The following is a 24,448-nucleotide window of genomic DNA, read 5'->3' as shown; positions in this document are numbered from 1 at the left end:
ATAATCGGCGACATGGGACAGTCTCAAAAAGCGGTGGTCACTGGAGGTGCTGGATTCATCGGAAGTAATCTCTCCGCCGCCCTCGTCAAAGCCGGATGGGAGGTCTCCATCATCGATAAGGATCCATCGCTTCGCCGAGCGACCTTGCCCAAGGAAGCTGTGCTTCATGAGGTAGATGTGCGCAAGACTGACAAGATCCAGACGATTATGGAAGGTGCGGATGTGGTTTTTCATACCGCCGCTATCCCGCGCGTGCCGTACTCCATCGAGCACCCGGTCGAGACAACCGACGAGAACATCACTGGCACCGTCTCCGTACTTACTGCCGCTGCCCGGGCCAAGGTGCGCCGTGTCGTCTATTCTGCTTCCGGCTCCGCTTATGGATCCCAGGAGACGCTCCCTCTTTCCGAGGGTCTGCCTGCGAACCCGGTGAATCCGTACGGTCTCCAGAAGTATGTCGGCGAACTTTTTGCGCGCATGTGGTCAGAGATCTATGGGATCGAGACCGTCTCTCTTCGCTATTTCAATGTCTATGGTCCTGGACTTGACCCTGAAGGTCCTTATGCGCTCGCCATCGGCAGGTTCCTTTCTGCAAGAAAAAACGGTACACCCATCACTATCTATGGGGATGGTACGGTGACCCGCGACTTTACTCATGTAAGCGACGTGGTGGCAGCAAATCTCCTTGCGGCAGAAAGTCCTCGGGTGGGGAAGGGTGAGGTGGTAAACGTAGGCGCCGGGCGCAACGTTTCCATCAAGGCTTTGGCAGACCTCTTCGGGGGCGAGATCGTCTATGGCCCGGCGCGCATCGAAGCGCATGATTCCATGGCGGACAACAGGAAGGCGCGGGAGCTCCTCGGCTGGGAGCCTAAGGTGAGGCTTGAAGAGGGCATCGCTGAGCTGAAAAGGATCTTCGGGGTGGAGTAGCCTATTTGCATATCGAAGTTGCACAGAGCTGTTTAGCGGCTATACTAGCGCCTATGTGGAAAATACGACTCGGGGCTGCTGCCCTCATCCTTGCTGCCGGCCTCATCGCTGCGTTTGTATATAACTCTGAAACGAAGCCATCCTCCGCTCTCGGCCGGTTCCCCTTCGTCCTTGGTCTCGACCTCAAGGGAGGGGCGCATCTCGTGTATCGCGCGGATACTACCAAGCTCGCGGCAGGGGATGTAGCGAGCTCTATGGAGTCTCTTCGCGGTGTCATCGAGCGCCGGGTCAACCTCTTCGGTGTCTCCGAGCCCTTGGTTCAGGTAGAGCGCTCAGGTCTTCTTACGGGTTCTCCAGAAGAGCGTCTCATCGTGGAGCTCCCGGGAGTCACGGATATCGACAAGGCTATCAAGATGATCGGCGCTACTCCCGAGCTCGAATTCAAGCTCTTGAAGCAGGGAATCTCTCTCGACACGCTCGCAGATCCGGAGGTGTTGAAGAGTGCTTTTGAGGAGACCGGACTCACCGGTCGTCTCCTTGAGCGCACCACACTCGAATTCGATTCGACGAGCGGAGAGCCTCTGGTCGCTCTGCAGTTCAATGATGAAGGTAAGGCGCTGTTCGCCAAGATCACTCGTGAGAACACGGGACGCACTCTCGCCATCTTCCTCGACGGCGCAGCGATATCCACTCCGGTCATCCGCGAATCTATCCCGAACGGACAGGCTCAGATCTTCGGGCAGTTCACTCCGGAGGAAGCGCGTACTCTGGTGCGCGACCTCAACTACGGTGCGCTCCCCGTGCCGATCGAGCTCGTCTCTACCCAGACCATCGGTGCATCCCTTGGTGATGAGGCTACTGCGCGCAGCGTCTACGCGGGTCTCATCGGCTTTGCGCTCATCGCCGCTTTCCTGCTTCTCTGGTATCGTCTCCCTGGTTTTCTCGCGATTATCGCGCTCATCTTCTACGTCTGCCTTAACCTGGCGCTCTTCAAGCTCATCCCGGTGACGCTCACTGCCGCGGGCCTCGCTGCCTTCATCCTCTCCATCGGTATGGCGGTAGATGCCAACATCCTCATCTTCGAGCGCATGAAGGAAGAGCTCCGCAATGGCAGCTTGCTCAATGATGCGGTGCGTGAGGGCTTCGCGCGCGCGTGGCTCTCCATTAGGGATTCAAACCTCTCAAGCATCATCACGGCTGCCATCCTCTTCTGGATGGGTGGCACACCGATCATTAAAGGCTTTGCCCTCGTCTTCGTCATCGGCGTGCTCGTCTCCATGTTCACCGCAATCACTGTGACCCGTACGCTCCTCTTCTCCTTGGGCCTTGGTCTCCGTAAGAACGAGGGCGCGGTCCGCTTCCTCTTCGGTAATGGCTTTTCCAACAAATAATATGTTCATCGTTAAACACCGCGCAGCCTTCTACCTCCTCTCGGTGCTCCTCCTCGTCGCTTCGCTCTCTGCGGTGGCGGTCTTCGGGCTCAACTTCGGCATCGATTTTAAAGGCGGTTCCATCATGGAGGTGGAATATGCCGCCGAGCGTCCGGATATCGAGGTGATCAAGCTCGATCTCGATGTGAACCCCGCTTTCCGCGGCTACTCAGTGCGCCCGACGGGTGAGCAGGGCTTCATCTTGCGCACTCCTTTCCTGGAGGGTAGCGGCCACGCGGATGCCCTGACGGTCCTTTCTCGTGGGGGCACGGTGCCGCTCACGGAGACGCGTTTTGATGCTATCGGGCCTACCGTGGGCAAGGAGCTTCGCACTAAGGCGCTCTTCTCTATCCTGCTCGTGATCCTCGCTATCGTGCTCTTTATCGCTTTCGCCTTCCGCAAGGTCTCTGCACCTGTCTCTTCTTGGAAGTACGGCCTCATGGCGGTGGTGGGCCTCGCGCACGACGTGATCATCCCAGTCGGCCTCTTCGCCGTCCTCGGCCACTACACGGGTGCAGAAGTGGATACACTCTTCGTGACTGCGCTCCTCGTGATCCTCGGTTTCTCCATCCACGACACCATCGTGGTCTTCGACCGCGTGCGTGAGAATCTGCGTCGTAACTCCGAGAAGGGTATCCGGGAGACCTTCGAGGAGACGGTGGGGAAGAGTATCTCCCAGACCTTCGCTCGCTCTATCAATACCTCCCTCACCACCGTCCTTGCACTCGTGGCGCTCTATGTCTTCGGTAGCCACTCTACCCAGCACTTCTCGCTCGCCCTCCTCGTGGGTATCATCGCAGGTACCTACTCTTCGATCTTCATCGCGTCGCCTCTCTTGGTGACTGCGGAAGTGTGGCAGCGGAGGAAGTAGGCGGTGTTCGTATATAAAAAGGGGAGCGCCTGACGATGGGTCGTCAGGCGCTTTCTGCTTCAGCGTTCAATCTTCATCGGCCCTTCTTGTACGCACTTGAAGAAGTACCTTTCTTCTTTGGGCTCGAATTTGATGATGGCGGGGTGGCGGGCGAAGGCTGGAATTGCGGGATCCGCTTGGCAGGGGATCCTGCATACCCGCCTCTTCCTCGTCGTCTCATTGAGTTCGGCCCGCAGTACGCCGGTCCTGCCGACTTCGAAGATACTGCACTCCTCGACCTCTGGGACCGACATCCATCCTGCGGAGCTTGGGGGGAAACCGAGAACCACGAAGGCCAAGATGGCCAGGGAGAAGTGGCGCATGGATCACCTCGGTGGGGGACGGGACTGAGGCATAAAATGCCCTTATTTCAGCCCCTCGTCAAGGGCCCTCCAGGGCTCCTTGACTTAGGGTTCCCCGTGCGTATAATGCATTCCTGCCTCACGAATGGGTGAGGCTTGATGTTTGAAAAAGTTACGACATAGCCCCTCCGCCCTCATCGGCTGCGAGGGGCCAAACAAGACATTGGTCTTGTGCAAGTTGGAGTAGAATTATTCCAAAAAATGATTTCGGATCCTGTCTAATCAACAGGAGTCCTGAGTACCATCGAAACGCATGAGTAAAGACTATCTTTTCTCTTGTTCCGTTCGAACGGATATAGTGTCCCGATACAAGGCGCAAGCTTTGTATCGCGACAACATCTCTTTTATTAGAGTTTGATCCTAGCTCAGGATGAACGCTGGCGGCGTGGATAAGGCATGCAAGTCGAGTGGGTTAGACCCACGGCAGACGAGGTAGTAACACGTAGGAATTTACCCAGAAGTCGGGCATAACCTGCCGAAAGGCAGGATAATTCCCGATAGTCTCGCGAGAGTAAAGATTTATCGCTTCTGGAGAAGCCTGCGCAGTATCAGCTAGTTGGTAGGGTAATGGCCTACCAAGGCGACGACGCTTAGGGGAGCTGAGAGGCTGACCCCCACCGATGGAACTGAGATACGGTCCATACACCTACGGGTGGCCGCAGTCGAGAATCTTCCGCAATGGGCGCAAGCCTGACGGAGCGACGCCGCGTGATTGATGAAGTCCTTCGGGACGTAAAGGTCTTTTATGAGGGAAGAAGTAATTGACGGTACCTCATGAATAAGGGGCTCCTAACTCTGTGCCAGCAGGAGCGGTAATACAGAGGCCCCAAGCGTTATCCGGAATCATTGGGCGTAAAGGGTGTGTAGGTGGTCGTATTAGTCTTCTGTTAAAACCCGGGGCTCAACCCTGGATCTGCGGGGGAAACGGTACGACTAGAGAGTGCGAGAGGCATGCGGAACTCATAGTGTAGGGGTGAAATCCGTTGATATTATGGGGAACACCGAAAGCGAAGGCAGCATGCTGGCGCATTTCTGACACTCAAACACGAAAGCGTGGGTAGCGAATGGGATTAGATACCCCAGTAGTCCACGCCCTAAACTTTGTTTTCTGGCTTTTCGGAGAATCGACCCTCTGAGAGGCGAAGCTAACGCGTTAAGAAAACCGCCTGGGTAGTACGACCGCAAGGTTAAAACTCAAAGGAATAGACGGGGACTTGCACAAGCGGTGGATCATGTGGTTTAATTCGACGTTAAACGAAGAACCTTACCAGGGTTAGAAATCTAGACGAAGCTAAGCCGAAAGATTTAGCGCCTCACAAGGGCGGCTAGACAGGTGGTGCATGGCCGTCGTCAGTTCGTGGTTTGAACTGTTCCCTTCAGTGGGGTAACGAACGCAACCCTCGTTGCCTGTTTCAAGTGTCAGGCGAGACTGCCCCCGCAATTGCGCAGCTTTTCTAAAAAGAAAGGTGCGTAGCTGCGGGGGAGGAAGGAGAGGATGACGCCAGGTCAGCATGCCCTTAGATACCCTGGGCTACACACGTGATACAATGGCCACTACAACGGGACGCAATGGCGCGAGCCGGAGCAAATCCTTAGAAAGGTGGCCCCAATTCAGATTGGAGTCTGCAACTCGACTCCATGAAGCCGGAATCGCTAGTAATCGCGGGTCAGCTATACCGCGGTGAATACGTTCTCAAGTCTTGTACTCACCGCCCGTCAACTCAAGGGAGCCGGGAATACCCGAAGCCCCGCGCAAGCGGGATCACGGTAAGCTCGGTGACAGGGAGTAAGTCGTAACAAGGCACGGGTAGCGGAAGCTGTTCGTGGAATTATTCAAATTGAAATGTCCGGGCGCAAGCCTAGGACTGATCGGCCGATACTTCGCAAGAAGTAGGTAATCGCTCTTAAACCTTAAATTGGAGCGACCGACACCGTACCGGGAAAGGACGGTTAGAACGGAACAAAAGAAAGGATAGTAATACTCGCAAAAACCACCCCAAAAGGGTGGTTTTTGCTTTGTTTGAGAGGGGGTTGACAGATATGTATATTGTGTGTATAGTTAAAACAGCTTAACGTTCCGAAGGGGGAACACCGTGGCAAACTCCGATTCGAAGCTTATCGACTTTGAAGTGGTCAAGAACCACTCACGGGCCTACCTCGAGGGTGAATGCGTTGGTAACGGCAACATTCGCACCTTCCTCGCTCTCCTTCTTCTGCTTTATTTCGCCGCCAGCATCGGTACGTTTCTCGCTGACAGCGAGTACTATCCCTGGCTTCACGGATGGATGAATATCTATCCCTGGCTCCGGTCTCTCCTCGTCTGATCTCGGACCCATCTTGCTCTGCTGCGCGCAACTCCGCGCAGCAGAGCAAGGGGGTCTTTTGTTTTTGTATGTAAACGAATCGCCGCCCGCCGTTCTGAGGAACGGCGGGCGGGGTTGTATCGGTCAGGTGGTGGAGGTTCTGGCAGCAGCTCGCGCAGCAGCCTTCTTGTCGAGGAGATCGCGCGCGGCACGAGCGCTCGCTTGTGCAGAAGGACGGCTGGTCTCTTTTGCAGGCGGCTTGGCCGTCCATGCGACCTTGTCGCTCGGGGTTACCTCTTGGTCTTGCTCTTGGGTCCTAAGGGCCCGGGATGTTCCAGGGCGTGCCTGTCTGGAGCGTCCCTTGTATTGAGTGGTGCGTCCGTTAATCCGTTTGATTGGCATGTGCCCCTGCTCTAAGGTTGAAGGATTGCAAAACTGCCACCAGACCTACTTTGGTCTGGTGGCAGTCTATTCCTGCTATTCTCTAGATGCAATAGGTGGGCAGCGGCGCAAAGCCGTTGAAGCCGACGGAGGAATAGCTCGAGGTATATGCACCGGTCGCATGGATGCGGATGCGGTCACCCACCCTCATCGAGAGCGGCAGCTGATACTGGAACTTCTCGTAGAGGATATCTACGGAATCGCAGGAGGGACCGGCGAGGATCACGGGGGCGGTGGGGCCGCTGCGCCCGATCACTTCGATGCGGTATTTGATGGCTTCGTCGTGCGTCTCGGCGAGACCCCCGAATTTTCCGATATCGAGGTAGACCCAGCGGACATCGTCTGTGTAGGACTTCTTAGATATAAGGACGATCTCTGTCTCGATAGTGCCGGAGTCGCCGACGAGCGAGCGACCTGGCTCGATGATCATCTGCGGCTGCTCTGTCCTGAAAGACTTCGTCATCGCATCAGAGATCGCGGCGGCATAGGCCTCTACTGGTTCGATGTCGTTCTGGTAGTGTGCAGGGAGTCCTCCGCCGATGTTGACCATGGAGAGGGTGATACCAGCCTCTTTGAGCGAGGTGAATAGTTCAGAGGCTTCGCGGAGTGGCGTATCCCACTGATCCAGACGAGTCTGCTGTGAGCCTACGTGGAAGGAAACTCCGTGCGGCTCTAAGCCGAGTTCCTGCGCTTTGATGAGGAGATCGCGGGCCATACTTATCTCGCAGCCGAATTTGCGTGAGAGCGGCCACTCTGCGCCTTCATTGCTGGTGAGTATCCGACAAAAGACTTTGGATCTCGGGGCCACTCGCGCGATCTTCAGGAGTTCCTCTTCGGAATCGAAGGCGAAGAGGCGGACGCCTTGCTCGTAGGCGAAGGCGATATCGCGCTCCTTCTTGATGGTGTTGCCGTAGGAGACCTGGTTCGCCTCTGCGCCGGCTCCGAGGACGAGCTCTATCTCGGCAGGGCTCGCGACGTCGAAGGAGGAGCCGAGTCCTACGAGGAGACGGACCACCTCTGGCTCTGGGTTGGCTTTCACTGCGTAAAAGACCTCCGCTTTCGGCAGGTTGGTGCGGAGGGATCTGTAGTTGGCGGCGATGACATCCAGGTCGACAGCCAGGAAGGGCGTCTGGGGATTCTGCTCTGCGATCAGTCGTGACAGTTTATCCGGCGCGGCGATAGGGGAGCTTTTGAGGCTTTTTTTCTGCTGGCGGTTCTTAGTAGTGCTTGGTATCCAAGGGTACTCGACGACCTCCGTCTCGTATTCCTTCTGTGGGGGGTGATCCATTTCCTCTTAGAGAATTTTCCTCCGCTCGTTCCGTCTCCAGTACGTCGGTGACCGTCTGTTTGAAGGAGGCTAAAAAATTGGTAACGCCGCTTATCATACATTCCGTGGCCCTGAGCACAAGGGGTGGATAACCAAGAATCCCTCCTTGGGTTCAATTGTCACCTACCCTCCTTTCTGTTATATTCCTCCGACAAGCGAGTGTAGCTCAGTGGTAGAGCATTTCACTGATAATGAAAAGGTCGAAGGTCCGATTCCTTCCACTCGCACCATATGAAAGAAGGAGAAGAGCATTTTGTTGGCAAGGTATCGTGCAAAGGGGTCTTGGTTTCTCCGAACGGGAAAGTAGTGGTCTGTCGGAACGCGCATGACCAGGATTTCTGGGATCTTCCTGGGGGAGTCTTGAATGCGGGGGAGACTTTGGAGATTGGCCTAGCTCGGGAGATCCGCGAGGAGATAGGGGTAGAACCCACCATAGGGGAAGTAATCTGGGCAGGGACTTTCATCAAGCGAAAGACCGGTCTTCAAACTGTGGCGATTGCCTTCCGAGGTTCTCTGGATGAAAGCACTCAGTTTTCTTTTGACGATGGGGAGATTGCTGAGGTTCGCTGGATAGGGAAGGAAGATCTTAAGGAAATCACGCTTTTTCCTGAATATCACAAGATCTTGGAGAATTTTTTCGCTTAACTCCTAGGAACCCCTGCCCTTCTCTGGTTGTTGACGTCAGGAAAGGGTGGAATAATTCAGAGACATGCTGTCGGATCGGTTGTCCTTCAATTCTCAGGCTGCCGCTAAGGATATCGGTCCCAATCTTTTTATATGGGGCGCGGGTTCCAGTGGCCGGATGGGTCTTGGAGATACGGCCGACCGCTCCTCTCCAGTGCAACTTGCGGGCACTTGGAGCGCGATAACGCTCGGTAACGCTCACTCCATCGGTTTTCGACCAGATGCTTCCATGTGGCTATGGGGGGCTGCTGCCAACGGGAGGAACGGTCTTGGAGATACTCTTGATCGCTCCTCTCCCACGCAGATCACTGGTACATGGAGTGCCGCTTCTCTTGGTAACACCCATTCAATCGCGCTGAAGCCAGACGGCTCGCTCTGGGGATGGGGTAATGGCACAAGCGGACGACACGGTCTTGGGGTCATAATAGACCACTCTTCTCCGGTGCAGATCGCGGGGACTTGGAAAAGCGTATCTCTTGGCATCGCCTTCGGCTCAAGTGTGAGATCGGACGGAACGTTGTGGGTGTGGGGTGCGGGTACTAACGCGAGACAGGGTCTTGGAAATACTTTGAATCGCTCCTCTCCAGCGCAGCTCGCTGGAACATGGAAAATCGTAGAACTTGGCGGCGCGTTCGGTGCTGCCTTAAGACCTGATAACTCTCTGTGGGTCTGGGGAGCTGGAGCGCTTGGGAAGCTCGGTCTTGCTGATACTGCTGACCGTTCTTCTCCGGTGCAGATATCTGGCTCGTGGAGTATGGTGGCCGCTGGAGCAAATCACACAGCTTCCATTAAAGACGATGGTTCTCTGTGGATCTGGGGCACTGGTGCGAGTGGTCGCTTGGGGCTCGGGGATACTATTGACCGTTCTTCTCCAGTGCAGCTTGCGGGCACCTGGGTTTCTGTTTTTGCAGCGAATTTTCATACATCTGCTTTAAAAGCCGATGGTTCATTGTGGCTTTGGGGGCATGGGTTGAATGGCAAGCTAGGCTTTGGAAATGCCAATTACACCTCCTCTCCTGTACAGCTCCCTGGTACGTGGCTGCCCTCCTTGCCGGTATACGGAACCATTGTCAGCTCATTTTCCAAATGGTCGGCTTGAGTGGAGATGCTCTTTCCTAAGGAGTCATTCGGCATGTTAGGATGTTTCCTATGAACCGAACCGCTAAATGGGTATGGGGCGTTATCACCGTTCTCATCATCGGAGGACTCCTAGCCTGGTACGTCATCGATGCCCGCACGCCGGGACAGTATGACGGCCTTGCCTTGTGTCTCAAGGAGAAAGGGGTGACCTTCTATGGAGCGTTCTGGTGCCCGCACTGCAAGGAGCAGAAGGCGCTCTTCGGTGCCAAGTCGGCCAAGCTTCTCCCGTATGTGGAGTGCTCCACGCCGAACGGCAAGGGGCAGCTCAAGGTCTGCACGGATGCTGGCGTTACCGGCTATCCTACCTGGCAATTCGCGGACGGCACGAGGGATGCTGAGACGCTTACTCCTGCCATCCTTGCCGAGAAGACAGGATGTCCGCTGCCTGCTTCCAATTAAGTCCTTATGGCAGAGAACGCAGCTCTCATCACCACGATCCTCTCTTTCGCTACTGTTGTGGCGGACATCGCGCTTGTCGCAGTATTTGCGGGGATGCTATTCGGGAAATATCCGCAGGATTATCTGCCTGCCTCGCTCGTGCGGCCCATGCTCCTCTGGGGGGCACTCATCGCTCTCTTCTCCTTCGTCTTGAGTCTCTACTATTCAGAGATCGTCGGTTTCGAGCCATGCACGCTCTGCTGGTGGCAGCGCATCTTCATCTATCCGCAGGTGGTCCTCTTCTTCATTGCCTGGCTTCGGAGAGATAACGGGATCTGGCGCTACACGCTCCCGCTCTCCGTTTTCGGCCTCTTCTTCGCTGGGGCGCACTGGCTTCTCCAGACCTTCAATCTCTCTCTGCTTCCGTGTGCTGCGAATGGCCCCGATTGCTCCAAGATCTATTTCCAGGAATTCGGTTACGTGACCTTCCCGGTGATGGCAATCAGCGCGCTTCTGATGTTGCTTGCTGTTTCTCTCGTTTCTCGTTCTTTTGAAAGTCGGGGCTAGTCCGACATCGGGGTTTCCGCTAGTATGGGCGGGTCATTGTGGATTTTGTGGGCGAGTGGCGAAATTGGTAGACGCGCTACGTTCAGGTCGTAGTTCCCGCAAGGGATTGGGAGTTCGAGTCTCCCCTCGCCCACAAAGTGCATAATCAAGAACTTTAGGCTTTTTATTTATGCAAAAAAGAATCCTCCCCGTTATCTTCGGCACGCTGCTTCTCGACATGATCGGTATCGGGATGATCATTCCCATTATTCCGATCATCTTCACCGATCCAGCTTCTTCGCACTTTATTCTGCAGGGCTATTCGCAGAGTGCGCAGTTTCTCATTGCAGGGCTCGTGACTGCTTTGTTCGGATTGATGCAATTCATCGCAGCGCCGCTCTTAGGCGAGCTCTCTGACGTCTATGGCCGCAAGCGACTCCTTATTACCGGCGTCGCGGTCCTTGCGCTTTCTCAGCTTCTCTTTGGTTTCGGCGTCGAGACAGCTTCGCTCGCACTCCTCATCGTGAGCCGTATCGTGGCGGGTATCGCGGGGGCGAACTTCAGCATCGCGCAGGCGACGATCGCGGACGTGACCGAACCCAAGGATCGGGCCAAGAACTTCGGGCTCACCGGGGCTGCTTTCGGCATCGGCTTCATCCTCGGTCCGCTCCTCGGGGGATTGATCGCTGGGTATTTTCATAGCGCGTCTGCGCCGTTCTGGTTTGCAGGAGCGCTCGGCATCCTCAACGTCCTCTTCCTGTATTTCTTCCTGCCGGAGACACGCCGCACTCCTGCTGCTGAGAAGCGCAGTTTCCACATTCTGAAGGGGATTCAGAATATAAAGGCGGCGTTCGATGATCACGATGCCCGGCCAGTATATCTCTCGAGCTTTCTCTATATGGCGGGCTTCGCTTTCTTCACTTCCTTCATCTCCATCCTCTTGGTAAACCGCTTTGGCTTCGATGAGAAAGGTGTCGGCACCTTCTTTGCTGTTACTGGCTTCTGGATCGTCTTCACTCAGCTCGTGATCCTGCGTATCCTCTCCGGAAAATTTGCAGAGAGGAAGATCCTGAAAGTGAGTATTTTCTCAGTAGCGGCTATGCTCGCGCTTTATCCCTTCATGCCCGAAGCACTCTACCTCTTCGTGCTCATGCCGTTCTTCGCTATCCCGCAAGGTCTCACTATGGCCAACATGAGCGCGCTCGTCTCAAAGAGCGTCTCTGCGGACCGGCAGGGAGCAGCACTCGGCATCAATGGCTCCCTCATGGCGCTCGCTCAGGGAGTGATCCCGGTGGCCGCCGGTCTTGGCGGTGGATTCCTCGGCTTGAACGCTCCGTTCCTCGCGGGTTCCGCCCTCATTTTCCTCTCTTGGGGTATCCTCTTCGTGTTCATGCGACGAAATTAAAAAACGGCCGTCCTCATCGGACGCCGTTACCTTCCGGGGCAAGGGTTGCGCTGAACCCTCGCCCCCGGTTGTGTTCCTAGCTCTACGGCTTCTTGGTCTTAGCCAAGAGACAATTTTGGACGACAAGATCATCTCCATAGGGAGGAGGGATCTTTTCGCCTTCGTCTCGTGGCCCGCGTTCTCTTCCGAAGGGAAGAGGTGCGCCGTTATCGCCGAGTTCCAGTGGATGTGCGACCAGAGGTTTGTCCAGACCACTCATCGTTTTAGTCCCCTAAGCTAGAAGTCTATGGTTACACGTTGGCCCCGGTTCACAGAAAAACAGGAAGGCCAAGCTTCACCATAACTCCGCAGCCAGCGCAAAGTCAATCCCGTTTAACGAGGCTGGTCTGGGCAAAGAGCCGTATGGTGGATATAGTGTCTCCTATGAATCCTGCGGACTATAAATCGTTTTTCAAAGGGAAGCGCATTACCCTCATGGGCCTAGGCCTTCTCGGCCGCGGTGCAGGGGATGCTGAGTTCCTGGCCAAGTGCGGAGCTGTGCTCACGGTGACCGATCTCAAGAGCGAGGAGGAACTTCGCCCTTCGCTTACGAAGCTCAAGAAATACAAAGACATCCGCTATGTCCTGGGGAAGCATGATATCGCAGATTTTCATAACGTTGATTTGGTGGTGAAGAATGCCGGTGTGCCGCTCCATTCTCCCTACATCGCGGAAGCGCATGCGCAGGGGATACCAGTGGAGATGAGTGCCTCACTCTTCGCGCGCTTTGCACCAGGGCCGATCGTGGGTGTCACCGGCACTCGCGGAAAATCCACCATCACGCATCTGGTGTATGAGATGCTCAAGGCCTCAGGAAAAAAAGTGCACCTCGGCGGCAATGTCCGTGGCGTCTCTACTCTGGGTCTTTTACCCAAGGTGAAGCCGGGCGATATTACCGTCCTTGAGCTCGACTCCTGGCAGCTCCAGGGCTTTGGCGAAGCCAGGATCTCTCCCCAGGTCGCCGTCTTCAGCAATCTGCTCGAGGATCACCGCAACTACTACAAGAGCGACCCGGAGCAATATTTCAAGGACAAGGCGCAGATCTTCCTGCATCAGGATAAAGGGGGTGTACTGGTGGCGGGCCGCGGGATTGCCAAGCAGATCCGTACCATCGTTAAGGAGCATGAGTGGAAGGGGAAGCTGATCCTTCCTTCGGAGCTACCGCCTTCCTTCAAACTCGCTATTCCCGGGGAGCACAACCGGGAGAACGCAGCGCTTGCTGTGGAAGCTGTCCGCGCGCTCGGCGTGCCGGAGAATGTGATGCGAGAGACGCTGGCTAATTTCATCGGTCTTCCGGGACGCCTCGAATTCGTGCGCGAGGTGCGCGGGGTCAAAGTGTACAACGACACCAACGCCACTACGCCGGATGCGACTCGTGCAGCGCTCGCCGCTCTCGCCCCACAGAAACCCATCCTCATCATGGGCGGGGCGGACAAGGAGCTCGATATGAGTAAGCTCCTCTTGGTCCTGCCGAAGCATACGAAGAAGATAATCCTCCTGCCGGGAACGGGGACGGATAAGCTGGTGCTTTCTGCGGTGCTTGAAAAGAAGGTTGTGCGAGTAACCAATCTCTCGGGGGCGATACGCGAAGCCTTCGATGCCACTGAGAAGGGGGACGTCATCCTCTTCAGTCCGGCTTTTGCGTCCTTCGGTCTCTTCCAGAATGAATACGATAGGGGAGAGAAGTTCCTGAAGCTCATCAGGGCGCTCAAGTAGGGTCATTTGCTATACTCCTTTCCGTGGAAGAATCTCTCACACAGGCGAAGCGGATACACCTCATTGGCATCGGAGGGATCGGTATCTCCGCGCTCGCACGGCTCCTGCATCACGAGGGTCGTGTGATCTCCGGCACGGAGGATAACGAAAGCGCGGCGACGCTTGATGAGCTCCGTGCTCAGGGAGTCTCCATCTCCCTTGACCTAGATCCCAAGGCGCTCCCTTCCGCCGATTGCTACATATATAGCGACGCCTGGCTCACCAAGCATCCGGCGGTGCTTGAAGAAGCGCGCTCGCGCGGCGTGCCCACGCTCTCATATTTCGAAGCCCTTGGGAAAGCGACCCGTGGGTATTACCTCTTTGCCGTCGCGGGTACTCACGGCAAGACGACCACGACTGCCATGCTTACCGATATATTGGAGGAGGCAAAGCTTGATCCTACGGCAGTTGTGGGATCGCTGCGCGTCAAGACCAAGAGTAATTTCCGCCCAGGCGGTGGAAAATATTTCGTGGTGGAGGCGGACGAATACATGAGGCACTTCCTCTACTTCTCTCCGCAGGTGCTGGTCATCACCAACATTGATCGGGATCACCTCGATTACTACAGGGATCTTGAAGATATCCAGAGCGCCTTCCGCGAACTTGCGCTCAAAGTGCCTGAAGACGGCTTCGTCGTCTGCGATACGGCGAACCCCCATCTGTTTCCTGTCATTGAGGGGCTCAGGGCTACGGTCGTCAATTATGCTGAAGCGGGGGAAATCCCGCAGCTCAAGCTCCCAGGCAAACACAATATCGCGAATGCTAAGGCTGCACTCTCTGCCGCGCGAACTGTAGGAGTGAAAGACGATGTGGTATTGCCCGCACTCGCTTCCTTTGAAGGTACCGCACGGCGCTTCGAGTATAAGGGTGAGACTCCTGCGGGAGCCTTTGTCTATGACGATTACGCGCACAACCCTCCTAAGGTACGAGCGGCGCTCGAAGGTACGCGGGAGAAGTATCCGGATCGCCGCATTGTGGCGGTCTTCCAGCCGCACCTCTATAGCCGTACGCGGCTCCTGCTTCCGGAATTCGCGGAGAGCTTCGGGGATGCCAACGAAGTGATTGTGCTCCCGATCTATGCCGCGCGCGAGCAGGATGACGGGTCCACCTCTTCCGAGATGCTCGCTGACGAACTCGGAAAGCGCGGAGTCAAAGTTTCTCCGCTTTCCTTCATTGAAGCGGAAGAATATCTCAAGAGCACGCTTGGTCCCTCTGATCTTGTACTTACGCTTGGCGCTGGCGAGGCGCACAAGGTAGGTGAAGCTATACTTTCATAAATCTATGGCTACTCTCTCCGTCGTTGCGACACCGATCGGGAATTTAGAAGATGTTTCTCCGCGCGCGCTTCGCATATTGAAAGAAGTTGACATGATCCTCTGCGAGGATACGCGGCTCACCCGCAAGCTCCTCTCTCATTACGATATCCATACGCCGACGCTCTCATATCATTCGAATTCCGATGAGGCCAAAGAAGAGAAGATCGTCGAGCTTTTGAAAGAAGGAAAGAATTTAGCGCTCGTCTCGGACGCCGGGACGCCTGCGATCTCGGATCCCGGCGCTAAGCTTGTGGCTGCTATCCGTACCTCGCTTGGCGCGGAAGTTTCCATCATCGCCATCCCCGGACCCTCCGCCCTCACCGCAGCACTCTCTGTCTCCGGTCTTCCGTCTTCTGACTTCCTGTTCTTAGGATTCCTGCCGCACAAGAAGGGGAGGAACACGCTGTTTGCAGAGATCGCCGATTCCACCCGTACGGTGGCCTTCTATGAATCCCCACATCGTCTCGAAAAGACGCTTGATGCGCTCGTAGAGAAGCTCGAGCCCACGCGTACTCTCGTGGTCTCCCGCGAGATATCCAAGATATATGAAGAAGTCGTCTCTGATTCGCCAGAGAAGGTGAGGGCGTATTTCCTCGAGAATCCAGAGAAAGTGCGGGGTGAATTCGTGCTGATGGTGAGCGGTCGCGCCTAGCGCAGAAAAAAGCGCTGTCGTATAATCGTGTGATGTATAGACAGCTTGTTACTACGCTCGGCGTCTTGGTGGCCATCATGCCGTTCCTAGGGCTTCCGGGTTCCTGGAAGACCCCTCTGTATTTCATCCTCGGCGCGGGAATCGCTTCTGCGAGCTACTACTCGGGCGTACCCAAGAAGAAGCACGTGCCAGGGAAGCCCATCATCGTACGTCGTTCTCGCAAGGAGTTCAGCGGATCTTCCCAGAGTAATCAGTCGGCTCCTCTCCATCCGTCTTCGGAAGCGTAAGTCATGCGATTTCTTCCGATCATCGCTTTACCCGCTCTTCTCCTCCTTGCGGGTGTCTCTGCTTTTCCATATCTCACCCCTATTACCTACGAGAATGCTCCGGCGGCTGCAGCTGAAGTATCCGTAGCAAGCTCGACTCCTCTAAAGCCGACTCTTCCTGCCGCCAAGCATCTACCTGCTCCGGAACCTCTCAAGGCCATCTACATGAGCCAGTGTGTTTCTGGTACTCCATCCATCCGCAACGGCCTGGTGAAGCTAGTGGAAGATACAGAGCTTAACGCGATCATCATCGATATCCGCGATTTCACCGGCAAGATCTCCTTTCCTACGGACAATCCGCTATTGAAGGATTCCGTCTCCGACGCCTGTGGCGCCAAGGATATGAAGGAGTTCATCGCTTCGCTCCATGAGAAAGGCATCTTCGTCATTGGTCGCATTACCACGTTCCAGAACCCCTACTACACTTCGCAGTATCCGGAGCAGGCGGTACAGAAGAAGAGCGGGGGAGTCTGGAAGGACAACAAGGGGCTCGCCTTCGTGGATGTCGGTGCTCGTCCGTACTGGGATCACGTAGTGGAGCTCGGCAAGATTTCCTACGAGCTCGGCTTCGACGAGCTCAATTTCGATTACGTACGCTTCCCCTCCGACGGCCCCATGGCGGAGGCGGATTACACTTGGAGCAAGGGTAAGAGCAAGCCAGAGGCGCTCGAGGAGTTTTTCAAATATCTCAGTGAGAAGCTCCGCCCGACGGGCGCAGTCCTCTCCGCGGATCTCTTCGGCATGACCGCCACTAATGTGGATGATCTCAACATCGGCCAGGTTTTGGAGCGCGCGCTGCCGTACTTCGACTACATCTATCCGATGGTCTATCCCTCGCACTATCCCACAGGCTTCAACGGCTACAAGAACGTGAATGCTAATGCCTACAACATCGTGCAGTTTTCCATGAAGAGAGCAGCGGACCGCGCGGCTGGCACTACGACTATTGTGGCAGCCCTCACTCATACCTTAATCGCTTCGACTTCGCCGCAGCTCTACGCTAAGCCTTCATACGATCGTACGAAGATGCGCCCCTGGCTCCAAAGCTTCGATTACCCGGTACCCTACACTCCGGAGATGGTGAAGGCGCAGATACAGGCGACGTATGACGCAGGGCTTACGTCCTGGATCTTCTGGGATGCGGCGAATAAATACACGAGTCTGCGGCAGGTTTTAGAGAAGTAACCGAAGGCTTGCCTATTCGAAGTCGAAGAGGGTAATATCGGCCTCTGCTCTTTCCTGGAGGATTCTGATCGAAATCGATGAATTGCCGCTCGAAGCCCTCCAAGCTATCTGGGGAGGCTACGTCGGACGCATGGATCCCCGCCATGTGGGCGAAATGATAGAGGTGTTGGAGAGTGGAAAGCCGCTTGTCGGCTACTCGCCGGGCCTTGCTCAGATGGAGCCCGTCTACCGAGAGATGGTCAAACAGTACGATCGTACCCACAACCGGTGGAAATTAAGATGATCAGAAGGGACCCCGCTGAAAAGTGGGGTCCCGAATTATTTTTGGTATACTATCTGGGACTTTCTTTCTATGGACGACAATCGCATCACCTATTTCGGCCTGACCGACACGCGCAATAAGAAGGTGCCCTTCGGCATCAAGGCGGTGGACCGTACCAAGCACGTCTACGTCATCGGCAAGACGGGCATGGGTAAATCGACCCTGCTCGAGAACATGGCAATCCAGGACATCCAGAATGGGGATGGTCTCGCCTTCATCGACCCGCACGGCGGCACTGCGGAGAAGCTCCTCGATTACATACCGGAAGATCGCGTGAAGGATGTTTTGTATTTCGCGCCCTTCGACATGGAGTACCCCATCGGCTTCAACGTCATCGAGGATATCGGTGCGGATCGTCGTCATTTAGTGGTCTCCGGTCTCATGAGTGCCTTCCACAAGATCTGGGAGGATGCCTGGTCTGCGCGTATGGAGTACATCCTCCAGAACACGGTGCTGGCTCTTCTTGAATTCCCCGGCGCCACCATGATGGGTATCAACAAGATGCTCACGGACAAAGCGTTCCGCAACAAGGTGGTGGAGTCGGTGAAGGATCCCGGAACCAAATCCTTCTGGGTGGATGAGTTCGCCAAGTATACGGACAAGTTCGCAGCGGAGGCGACCCCTGCCATCCAGAACAAAGTGGGACAGTTCACCTCTAATCCGCTCATCCGCAATATCGTGGGTCAGGAGAATTCCACCTTTGATATCCGTAAGATGATGGATGAGAAGAAGATCCTCATCATCAACCTCTCTAAGGGCAAGGTGGGGGAGAGCAATGCCAATCTCCTCGGTAGCATGCTCATTACCAAGATATATCTCGCGGCCATGAGCCGCGCGGATGTGCCGGCAGACAAGCTCGCTAAGCTCCCGAATTTCTATCTCTACGTGGACGAATTCCAGTCCTTCGCCAACGAGTCCTTCGCAGACATCCTCTCGGAGGCGCGCAAGTATAAGTTGAATCTGACCATCGCCCATCAGTACGTGGAGCAGATGTCGGAAGAAGTGCGTGCCGCAGTCATCGGCAACGTCGGTACCCTGATCGCCTTCCGCGTGGGGGCAATCGATGCAGAGCTCTTCGAGAAGGAGTTCGCTCCACACTTCCTGGCCGAAGACATCGTGAACCTAGGGATACGCCAGATATATCTTAAGCTCATGATCGACGGAGTCAGCTCTACGCCTTTTTCTGCCACTACCATGCCGCCGATACCCGCTCCCGCGCTTTCTTTCAGGGATAGTGTCATCGCTAATTCGCGCATGGTCTATGCTAAGCCGCGTGCACAGGTGGAGGTGAGTATCGCTGAACAGACCCAGTCGTCTGCGGTGGTGGCGAGCCTCAAGCCGAAAGAGGCTGCTGGTCCTTCGGCTTCCACCTCGGCTCCGCGTCCGACTCCTATAGCTACGCCTCGTCCGCCTTCTGTGAGGGAAGACGCCCCTCGCGTTCCGTCCGCGCTGGTGCGCGAAGCAGAGCGCGAGAATTTTGAATCCAAGCAGCATCTCACTGGCCTTCGTGCGGTGCTTGCTTCTGTGGTAAAGGAAGACGCTTCTTCCATACCGTCTATTCCCAAAGTGCCTCCCGCTGCGGCACCCGCTCATCGACCTCCCGTAGAGAAACCCTCCGTCGTTCGTCCGCCGGAGATGCCGAGACCGCCACGCGACTCGTCTCCTCCGAGGTCAGAGAGCCAGACGCCTGCGCCTCAAGCCCCGCGTCCTCCTGTGACTAAAACGGCCCCGAGTCGTTCATCCGAGCCTTCCCAGAACGAAAGCCTCAGGAAACCTCCCCAGCCGAAAGGGGAAGTCCGCGGCGGCAAGACCGCCAACAAAGAGCTCCTCCATGCTGCGCTCCAGGAGGCCCTCAAGAAACAGAATCCAAGCGGCCTAGCTTCTGCTCCGAAAGCGACTCCTGTTCCCCCTAATCCGCTTCCGAAGGAAGAGAGAAGGGAAGATCCTCCTGAGTCGAATCAAGCCGCTGAGCGTCCTGCCCCAAGACCCAAGGCTTCGCATGTACGCGAAGTACCCGAAGACGAACTCAAGCGCCTGCTCGAATAGTTTCGAAGCGGCGCGGTCTATGTTCACGCGAATTTCGCTGATCATCGCCATAGCTCTCCCACTCTCTGCCTCCGCGCAGGTAGAGTTCAGCGAGGTTATGTACGACCTCGAGACCGGGGGTGATAGTGGGCGGGAGTGGGTGGAGATACGCAATAGCGGGAGCTCAGCTATAGACGTCTCCGACTATCGCTTCCGTGAAGCCGAGACCAACCACGCTCTGACCCTCTCCCAGGGGGACGCGATGCTTGCTGCGGGAGGTGTCGCCATTATTGCGGATAACCCCGCTAAGTTCCTGACGGATAATCCGTCGTTCTCAGGAACTATCTTCGATAGTTCTTTCTCCCTTTCTAATACTGGAGAGACGCTCGTACTGAAGGACACTGCTCTCCTTGATATTGATCAGTTCACCTATTCCTCAGAGATGGGTGCGGCAGGTGATGGCAAGAGTTTGCAAAAGTCAGAGGGAAGCTGGATCGCAGCGCTCCCGACGCCTGGATCCGCTCTCTCTTCATCTTCCGCAGGAAGCTCGAGTAGTTCCACAGAATCTTCCTCTGCCGATACTTCCACAGAGACTTCCTCGACTACTCCATCAGTAACCCAATCGAGCGCCCCTGTCTCGGGCAGCTCTTCCAAATGGCCTACTAAGCCGCAGATCTATTCCTATGCAGGGGATGACAGAGCGGTAACCGTAGGCACTCCGGAGGAGTTCATAGGAGAGGCGCTCGGGATTGATAAGAAGCCGCTCCAGAATGCCCGCTATCTCTGGAACTTCGGGGACGGAGCGTACGCTGAAGGGAAGCATGTCCTCCATACCTACCACTATCCCGGCAGTTACGTTGCCACCCTCGATGTCTCTTCTGGAGAGTTCTCGAACTCTGACAAGCTCATCGTAACAGTGGCCACTGCGGACCTCTCTCTGCGGAGCGGGCGGGATTCGCTCGGAGGGTACCTAGAGATTGAGAACCGGGGAAGCGAGGAAGTGGACCTCTCGTATTGGCAGTTCCTCTCGGGAGGGAAGTTGTATACTCTTCCGAAAGATAGTTTCCTTCTCGCGAAGAAGAGTGTCCGTTTCCCCGAAGGGGTGACCTCACTTCCTTTCACTCCTTCTGCAGAACTTCGCTATCCAAACGGGACTCCCGCTCTCACGAGCACTGCAGAGGGCATTATCTCCGTTGTTCCTACTCCAGCTCCTTCCTCTGTTGTTGTTTCTTCGGTTGCTACGCAGCGGTCTGCGCCGAAGATCTCTCCGGAGGCTCCTACCAGGGTTTCTGTGCCCGAACGCTCTTCTCCTGTTGTAGCGGCTGTGGCCGCCGCATCTCTTCCGACGACGACTGCTGCCTCATCGCACTTGGGGGAGTATAAGTGGTTCTATCTCTTAGGAGCGCTTCTCGGCTCTACTCTGCTCGGTGTCTTCTGGCTGGGACGGGCGGGGAGGCAAGAAATTGAAGGTCTGTACTAATCACTCCTCTCGGGGTTTACTTTCCCTATGTCCGATACTAAGTCGCGCCGAGTCATCGCCTTCTCCCTTTCCTACGATCCGTTCTGGGGAGGAGCGGAGGTGGCTATCAGGGAGATCACTTCAAAACTCCCTGATTATCAATTCGACCTCATCACCGCTCTTCTCGACGGGAATTCCCCGCGCGTCGAAGAGAAGGGAAATATCCGCATTCACCGGGTCGGCTTCGCCAAGCGAAACCCGGCTCCTTCGGACCTCCTTCGTTTGCCCTGGTATCTCACTAAGGTGTTCTATCCGCCGCTCTCTTTCTTCAAGGCGTGCCGGCTCATCATGAAAGAACGTCCGGCTTTTCTCTGGGCGGTCATGTCATACAACGCCATCGGAGCATCTTTGGCCTCGATGCTTTTCCGCGTACCGCTCCTCATTACTCTCCAGGACGGAGACAGTGTAGAGCATATGTTCAAGCGCGCGCGTATCCGTCCCTTTGTCTGGCTCATCCGCTCCGCCTTCAAGCGCGCTCGCGCGGTACAGGCGATCTCACGCTATCTCGCAGGTCTCTCCAAGTCTCTTGGCTTCAAAGGAGAACCGGTGGTCGTACCGAACGGAGTTGATCTCAGGGTACTTAGTGAAGTGGACGCGAAAGAGACCGCGGCTCTTCGCGAGTATCTGAAGCTTCCGGAGCAGGGCACTATCCTGGTGACCACTTCGCGTCTTGTTCCTAAGAACGGCGTTGAATATGTGATCCGTGCGATGCCGGAGCTTCCTGAGGTAATTTTTGTCATCGCTGGCGACGGTCCTCTCCGTGCAGAGCTCGAAGAACTGGCTCGCTCGCTCGGTGTAGAGGAGCGTGTCAGATTCGCCGGTGCTCTCGCTCACAAGGATGTCGCTCCATTCTTGAAGCTGGGCAGTATCTTCATCCGTCCTTCTCTCTCAGAGGGCTTGGGTATCTCTTTCCTCGAAGCGATGGCTGCAGGTGTTCCTATCATCGCTACTCAGGTGGGCGGTATCTCCGATTTCCTGTTTGATCCCGAGAAAGATGCCGGGGCAGAACCTACAGGGAGAGCGGTGGAGCGTAAGGATGTCCCGAGCATTGTCCGCGCGGTGCACCTCTACGAAGGGGATAGGGAGATGACCGAGCGTATCCGCAAGAACGCTCGCGCTGCCGCCGAGAAGTATGACTGGGATCTCATCGCGGCGAGGATGAAAGAGGAAGTCTTCGACAGGCTTTCTTAGGCGTGTCATAATCAAAAAACTATGCGGGTGCTCATCGCCACCGGACTCTTTCCTCCTGATATCGGAGGTCCCGCTACCTACAGCGCCATGCTCCTCCGGGAGCTCCCTAAGAGGGGGATCGCCGTCTCTGTAGCTTCCTTCGGGAGAGTGCGGCATTTCCCTCCGGTCATCCGGCATATCATCTATTTCATCCACCTCCTTGCGGCGGGATTCTCTGCTGACGTCATCTACGCACAAGACACCATGAGCGTGGGCTGGCCTGCCTATGTCGCTAATCTCTTCTTGCGCAAGAGATTCTTCGTGCGCGTGCCGGGAGACCATGTCTGGGAGCAGGGTGTGCAGAGGTTTAAGGTGACGGAGACACTTGATGCTTTTCCGGTCTTTTCCTGGAAGTGGAATCCGTATCTCATCTTCCTTCGGAAGCTGCAGTTCCGAGTGGTGCGCGCTGCGCATCGGGTGATTGTGCCGAGTGAATATCTCAAACGGATCGTGGAAACGTGGGGCGTCCCCTCTTCCCGTATCGCGGTCATCTACAATTCATATGCCCTGCCGAGCGGAATCGAAGAGAAGGCCGCACTGCGGGAGCGCTTAGGCCTTGAGGGTACCATCATCGTCTCCGTAGGCAGGCTCGTCCCTTGGAAGGGCTTCGCTACGCTTACCGAGCTTGTACCTGCGCTCGAGCGCTTCTTCCCGGACGTACGCCTCCTCATCATCGGGGATGGTCCTGAGCGGAGAGCGCTCGACAAGAAGATCCGCTCGGCGCATCTCGGAGACAAGGTTTCCCTCCTCGGCCGCTTGCCACAGCCGGTCGTCTTCAATTATGTACGCGCGGCGGACCTCTTCATGCTCAATACTTCTTATGAAGGCTTTTCTCATCAGCTCGTAGAGGTCATGGCTATGGAGACGCCCATCCTGACCACGAACGTGGGCGGGAATCCTGAGCTCATCACTCATCGCGAGAGCGGGCTCCTGGTGCCGTATGACGATCGCACTGCGCTCCTTGAGGGAGCTAAAGAGGTGCTGAAGGACCATGACCTTGCAGGGAAGCTCGCGCGGAATGCCAAGGAGAGGCTCTCAGCATTCGACGAAAGCGAGTTGGTGGAGAGGTTAGTGAGCGAACTCAAGACCCTATGAAAATACTGATGCTCTCCACTGATCCGCGGGTATTCGATATTAGGAGCGCGGTCGCGTCGCGCCTTATTGCGTATGGCGAACTTACGGAAGGGATCAGAGTGCTCGTCTCTGCGGGCGGGCTCTCTGAGGAGAAGGAGGTGGCTCTTTCTCCGCGAGTGGTTTTGGGTGCGGTTTCCGCACGCTCCCGTTTTCTCCGTCCTCTCGCGCTCGCCCGTGCCGGATATTCTCTCCGTAAGGAAGGGTTCTCTCTCGTCACGGCACAAGATCCTTTTGAAACAGGTTTCGCTGGCTTCATCCTCTCCATGCTCTTGAAAATCCCTCTTGAGGTGCAGGTGCACACGGATTTCTTGAGCCCGTATTTTGCCCGACACTCATATCTAAACCGCGTACGCGTGGCGCTTGCTAGCCTCATCCTCCCGAAGGCTCGCTCCATACGCGTCGTCTCTTTGCGCATCAAGAGAAGCATCCTCTCCCGCTATGGCCTCGCGGAGAAAAAAGTGACCGTGCTTCCTATAATGAACCCCTCTTCTGTTCCGACGGAGGAGGTGCATCTCAAGGAGCGGCATTCTGATTTCTCTTCTTTCTCTCTCGTTGTCTCCCGCCTTGAGCCGGAGAAGGATCTCCGGAGGCTTCTCGAGGCGTTCGCGGAAGTCTCCCGTACGGAAGAGAAGGCTGCGCTTGTCTTGGTGGGGGAGGGGGGAGAGCGTGAGGCTCTGGAGCGTCATGCGCGCACGCTCGGGATCGAGAAGCGCGTCCTCTTCGAGGGCTGGCAATCTCCCGCTGCGTATTACAAAGAGGCCGATCTGTACGTGCTCAACTCTCTTTTCGAAGGATACGGACTCACCCTCATCGAAGCGGCGCAGGCGGGCTGCCCCATCCTTACCACCGACGTTGGCATCGTGGGCGAAGTGATTACCGAGGAGAACGCTTCCGTAGTTCCTCCGGGAGACATTCGCGCGCTGGCCCGTGCCTGGCAGACTGCGCTTGAGAATCCGCAGTACATGCGAGAGAAGGCGGAGCTGGCCATGGAGGCGGTAAGGCGCCACTCGCCGCTCACGCCAGAGAGCTATGCAGAGACGATCGTCGGTCTCTGGAGAGAGGCTTGCGCGCGCGGCGTTTAGGCGTATATCT

Annotated in this window: 23 protein-coding genes, 2 tRNA genes and 1 rRNA gene; 23 read left to right on the top strand and 3 right to left on the bottom strand. The window is 56.0% G+C overall.

Annotation, left to right across the window (positions count from 1 at the left end):
• Nucleotides 1-12: 12 nt before the first annotated feature.
• From K8Q93_00405 to secF, 3 genes are read left to right on the top strand one after another with little or no spacing between them, the layout of a single operon-like run.
• Nucleotides 13-927, top strand: a complete 915-nt coding sequence (locus tag K8Q93_00405; protein MCE9643701.1) for an NAD-dependent epimerase/dehydratase family protein — start codon at nucleotides 13-15, stop codon at nucleotides 925-927.
• Nucleotides 928-980: 53 nt separating this feature from the next.
• Entirely contained in the window at nucleotides 981-2,318 is a 1,338-nt protein-coding gene (gene secD, locus K8Q93_00400; GenBank protein MCE9643700.1) for a protein translocase subunit SecD, read from the top strand.
• 1 nt (nucleotide 2,319) lies between these two features.
• Nucleotides 2,320-3,228 (top strand): protein translocase subunit SecF, encoded by a 909-nt coding sequence (gene secF / locus K8Q93_00395; GenBank protein MCE9643699.1) that lies wholly within the window; start codon nucleotides 2,320-2,322, stop codon nucleotides 3,226-3,228.
• Between the two features lie 59 nt (nucleotides 3,229-3,287).
• Here the strand turns inward: secF and K8Q93_00390 are convergent, their stop codons facing one another.
• Nucleotides 3,288-3,590 (bottom strand): hypothetical protein, encoded by a 303-nt coding sequence (locus K8Q93_00390; GenBank protein ID MCE9643698.1) that lies wholly within the window; start codon nucleotides 3,588-3,590, stop codon nucleotides 3,288-3,290.
• A 381-nt stretch (nucleotides 3,591-3,971) separates the two neighbouring features.
• On the opposite strand from K8Q93_00390, the gene K8Q93_00385 reads away from it, so the two are divergent.
• Nucleotides 3,972-5,468 (top strand): 16S ribosomal RNA (locus K8Q93_00385).
• 254 nt (nucleotides 5,469-5,722) lie between these two features.
• The gene (locus K8Q93_00380; protein ID MCE9643697.1) at nucleotides 5,723-5,953 is read left to right on the top strand and encodes a hypothetical protein; all 231 of its coding nucleotides are present in this window, start codon (nucleotides 5,723-5,725) and stop codon (nucleotides 5,951-5,953) included.
• Between the two features lie 123 nt (nucleotides 5,954-6,076).
• Here the strand turns inward: K8Q93_00380 and K8Q93_00375 are convergent, their stop codons facing one another.
• Both K8Q93_00375 and K8Q93_00370 read right to left on the bottom strand, forming a co-directional pair.
• Nucleotides 6,077-6,334, bottom strand: coding sequence for a hypothetical protein (locus tag K8Q93_00375; GenBank protein ID MCE9643696.1), 258 nt, complete (start codon nucleotides 6,332-6,334; stop codon nucleotides 6,077-6,079).
• 82 nt (nucleotides 6,335-6,416) lie between these two features.
• Nucleotides 6,417-7,661 (bottom strand): type III PLP-dependent enzyme, encoded by a 1,245-nt coding sequence (locus K8Q93_00370; protein ID MCE9643695.1) that lies wholly within the window; start codon nucleotides 7,659-7,661, stop codon nucleotides 6,417-6,419.
• Between the two features lie 194 nt (nucleotides 7,662-7,855).
• Here K8Q93_00370 and K8Q93_00365 point away from each other — a divergent pair.
• The 18 genes from K8Q93_00365 (at nucleotide 7,856) to K8Q93_00280 (ending at nucleotide 24,438) form a co-directional block, all read left to right on the top strand.
• A tRNA-Ile gene (locus K8Q93_00365) sits at nucleotides 7,856-7,930 on the top strand.
• Between the two features lies 1 nt (nucleotide 7,931).
• Entirely contained in the window at nucleotides 7,932-8,345 is a 414-nt protein-coding gene (locus K8Q93_00360; protein ID MCE9643694.1) for an NUDIX hydrolase, read from the top strand.
• 64 nt (nucleotides 8,346-8,409) lie between these two features.
• On the top strand, nucleotides 8,410-9,483 hold the full coding sequence (locus K8Q93_00355) for a hypothetical protein (GenBank protein MCE9643693.1): 1,074 nt from the start codon (nucleotides 8,410-8,412) through the stop codon (nucleotides 9,481-9,483).
• A gap of 50 nt (nucleotides 9,484-9,533) precedes the next feature.
• On the top strand, nucleotides 9,534-9,923 hold the full coding sequence (locus tag K8Q93_00350; protein ID MCE9643692.1) for a hypothetical protein: 390 nt from the start codon (nucleotides 9,534-9,536) through the stop codon (nucleotides 9,921-9,923).
• A 6-nt stretch (nucleotides 9,924-9,929) separates the two neighbouring features.
• Entirely contained in the window at nucleotides 9,930-10,469 is a 540-nt protein-coding gene (locus K8Q93_00345) for a disulfide bond formation protein B (protein ID MCE9643691.1), read from the top strand.
• Between the two features lie 49 nt (nucleotides 10,470-10,518).
• Nucleotides 10,519-10,602 (top strand) — tRNA-Leu (locus K8Q93_00340).
• A 36-nt stretch (nucleotides 10,603-10,638) separates the two neighbouring features.
• On the top strand, nucleotides 10,639-11,853 hold the full coding sequence (locus K8Q93_00335) for an MFS transporter (protein MCE9643690.1): 1,215 nt from the start codon (nucleotides 10,639-10,641) through the stop codon (nucleotides 11,851-11,853).
• 423 nt (nucleotides 11,854-12,276) lie between these two features.
• Nucleotides 12,277-13,608, top strand: a complete 1,332-nt coding sequence (gene murD, locus K8Q93_00330; protein MCE9643689.1) for a UDP-N-acetylmuramoyl-L-alanine--D-glutamate ligase — start codon at nucleotides 12,277-12,279, stop codon at nucleotides 13,606-13,608.
• Between the two features lie 23 nt (nucleotides 13,609-13,631).
• A complete protein-coding gene (locus K8Q93_00325; protein MCE9643688.1) occupies nucleotides 13,632-14,924 on the top strand; it encodes a UDP-N-acetylmuramate--L-alanine ligase in 1,293 nt (430 codons plus the stop codon).
• 4 nt (nucleotides 14,925-14,928) lie between these two features.
• A complete protein-coding gene (gene rsmI / locus K8Q93_00320; GenBank protein MCE9643687.1) occupies nucleotides 14,929-15,615 on the top strand; it encodes a 16S rRNA (cytidine(1402)-2'-O)-methyltransferase in 687 nt (228 codons plus the stop codon).
• A gap of 32 nt (nucleotides 15,616-15,647) precedes the next feature.
• Nucleotides 15,648-15,902 (top strand): hypothetical protein, encoded by a 255-nt coding sequence (locus tag K8Q93_00315; protein ID MCE9643686.1) that lies wholly within the window; start codon nucleotides 15,648-15,650, stop codon nucleotides 15,900-15,902.
• A 3-nt stretch (nucleotides 15,903-15,905) separates the two neighbouring features.
• Nucleotides 15,906-17,126 carry a putative glycoside hydrolase gene (locus K8Q93_00310; protein ID MCE9643685.1) on the top strand — a complete coding sequence of 407 codons (1,221 nt, stop codon included), beginning with the start codon at nucleotides 15,906-15,908 and terminating at the stop codon, nucleotides 17,124-17,126.
• A 130-nt stretch (nucleotides 17,127-17,256) separates the two neighbouring features.
• Entirely contained in the window at nucleotides 17,257-17,409 is a 153-nt protein-coding gene (locus K8Q93_00305) for a hypothetical protein (protein ID MCE9643684.1), read from the top strand.
• A 69-nt stretch (nucleotides 17,410-17,478) separates the two neighbouring features.
• Nucleotides 17,479-19,494 (top strand): type IV secretion system DNA-binding domain-containing protein, encoded by a 2,016-nt coding sequence (locus K8Q93_00300; GenBank protein MCE9643683.1) that lies wholly within the window; start codon nucleotides 17,479-17,481, stop codon nucleotides 19,492-19,494.
• A 19-nt stretch (nucleotides 19,495-19,513) separates the two neighbouring features.
• A complete protein-coding gene (locus K8Q93_00295; GenBank protein ID MCE9643682.1) occupies nucleotides 19,514-20,953 on the top strand; it encodes a lamin tail domain-containing protein in 1,440 nt (479 codons plus the stop codon).
• A gap of 27 nt (nucleotides 20,954-20,980) precedes the next feature.
• Entirely contained in the window at nucleotides 20,981-22,183 is a 1,203-nt protein-coding gene (locus K8Q93_00290; GenBank protein MCE9643681.1) for a glycosyltransferase family 4 protein, read from the top strand.
• Between the two features lie 21 nt (nucleotides 22,184-22,204).
• Entirely contained in the window at nucleotides 22,205-23,317 is a 1,113-nt protein-coding gene (locus tag K8Q93_00285; protein ID MCE9643680.1) for a glycosyltransferase family 4 protein, read from the top strand.
• On the top strand, nucleotides 23,314-24,438 hold the full coding sequence (locus tag K8Q93_00280) for a glycosyltransferase (GenBank protein MCE9643679.1): 1,125 nt from the start codon (nucleotides 23,314-23,316) through the stop codon (nucleotides 24,436-24,438). Before K8Q93_00285 ends, K8Q93_00280 begins: the two co-directional genes overlap by 4 nt.
• The last annotated feature ends 10 nt before the right edge of the window (nucleotides 24,439-24,448 follow it).

Source organism: Candidatus Parcubacteria bacterium, assembly GCA_021414235.1.
Lineage (GTDB): Bacteria > Patescibacteriota > Minisyncoccia > Phycocordibacterales > JAKFXT01 > JAIOOV01.
This window is presented reverse-complemented; position numbering and strand designations above follow the sequence as displayed.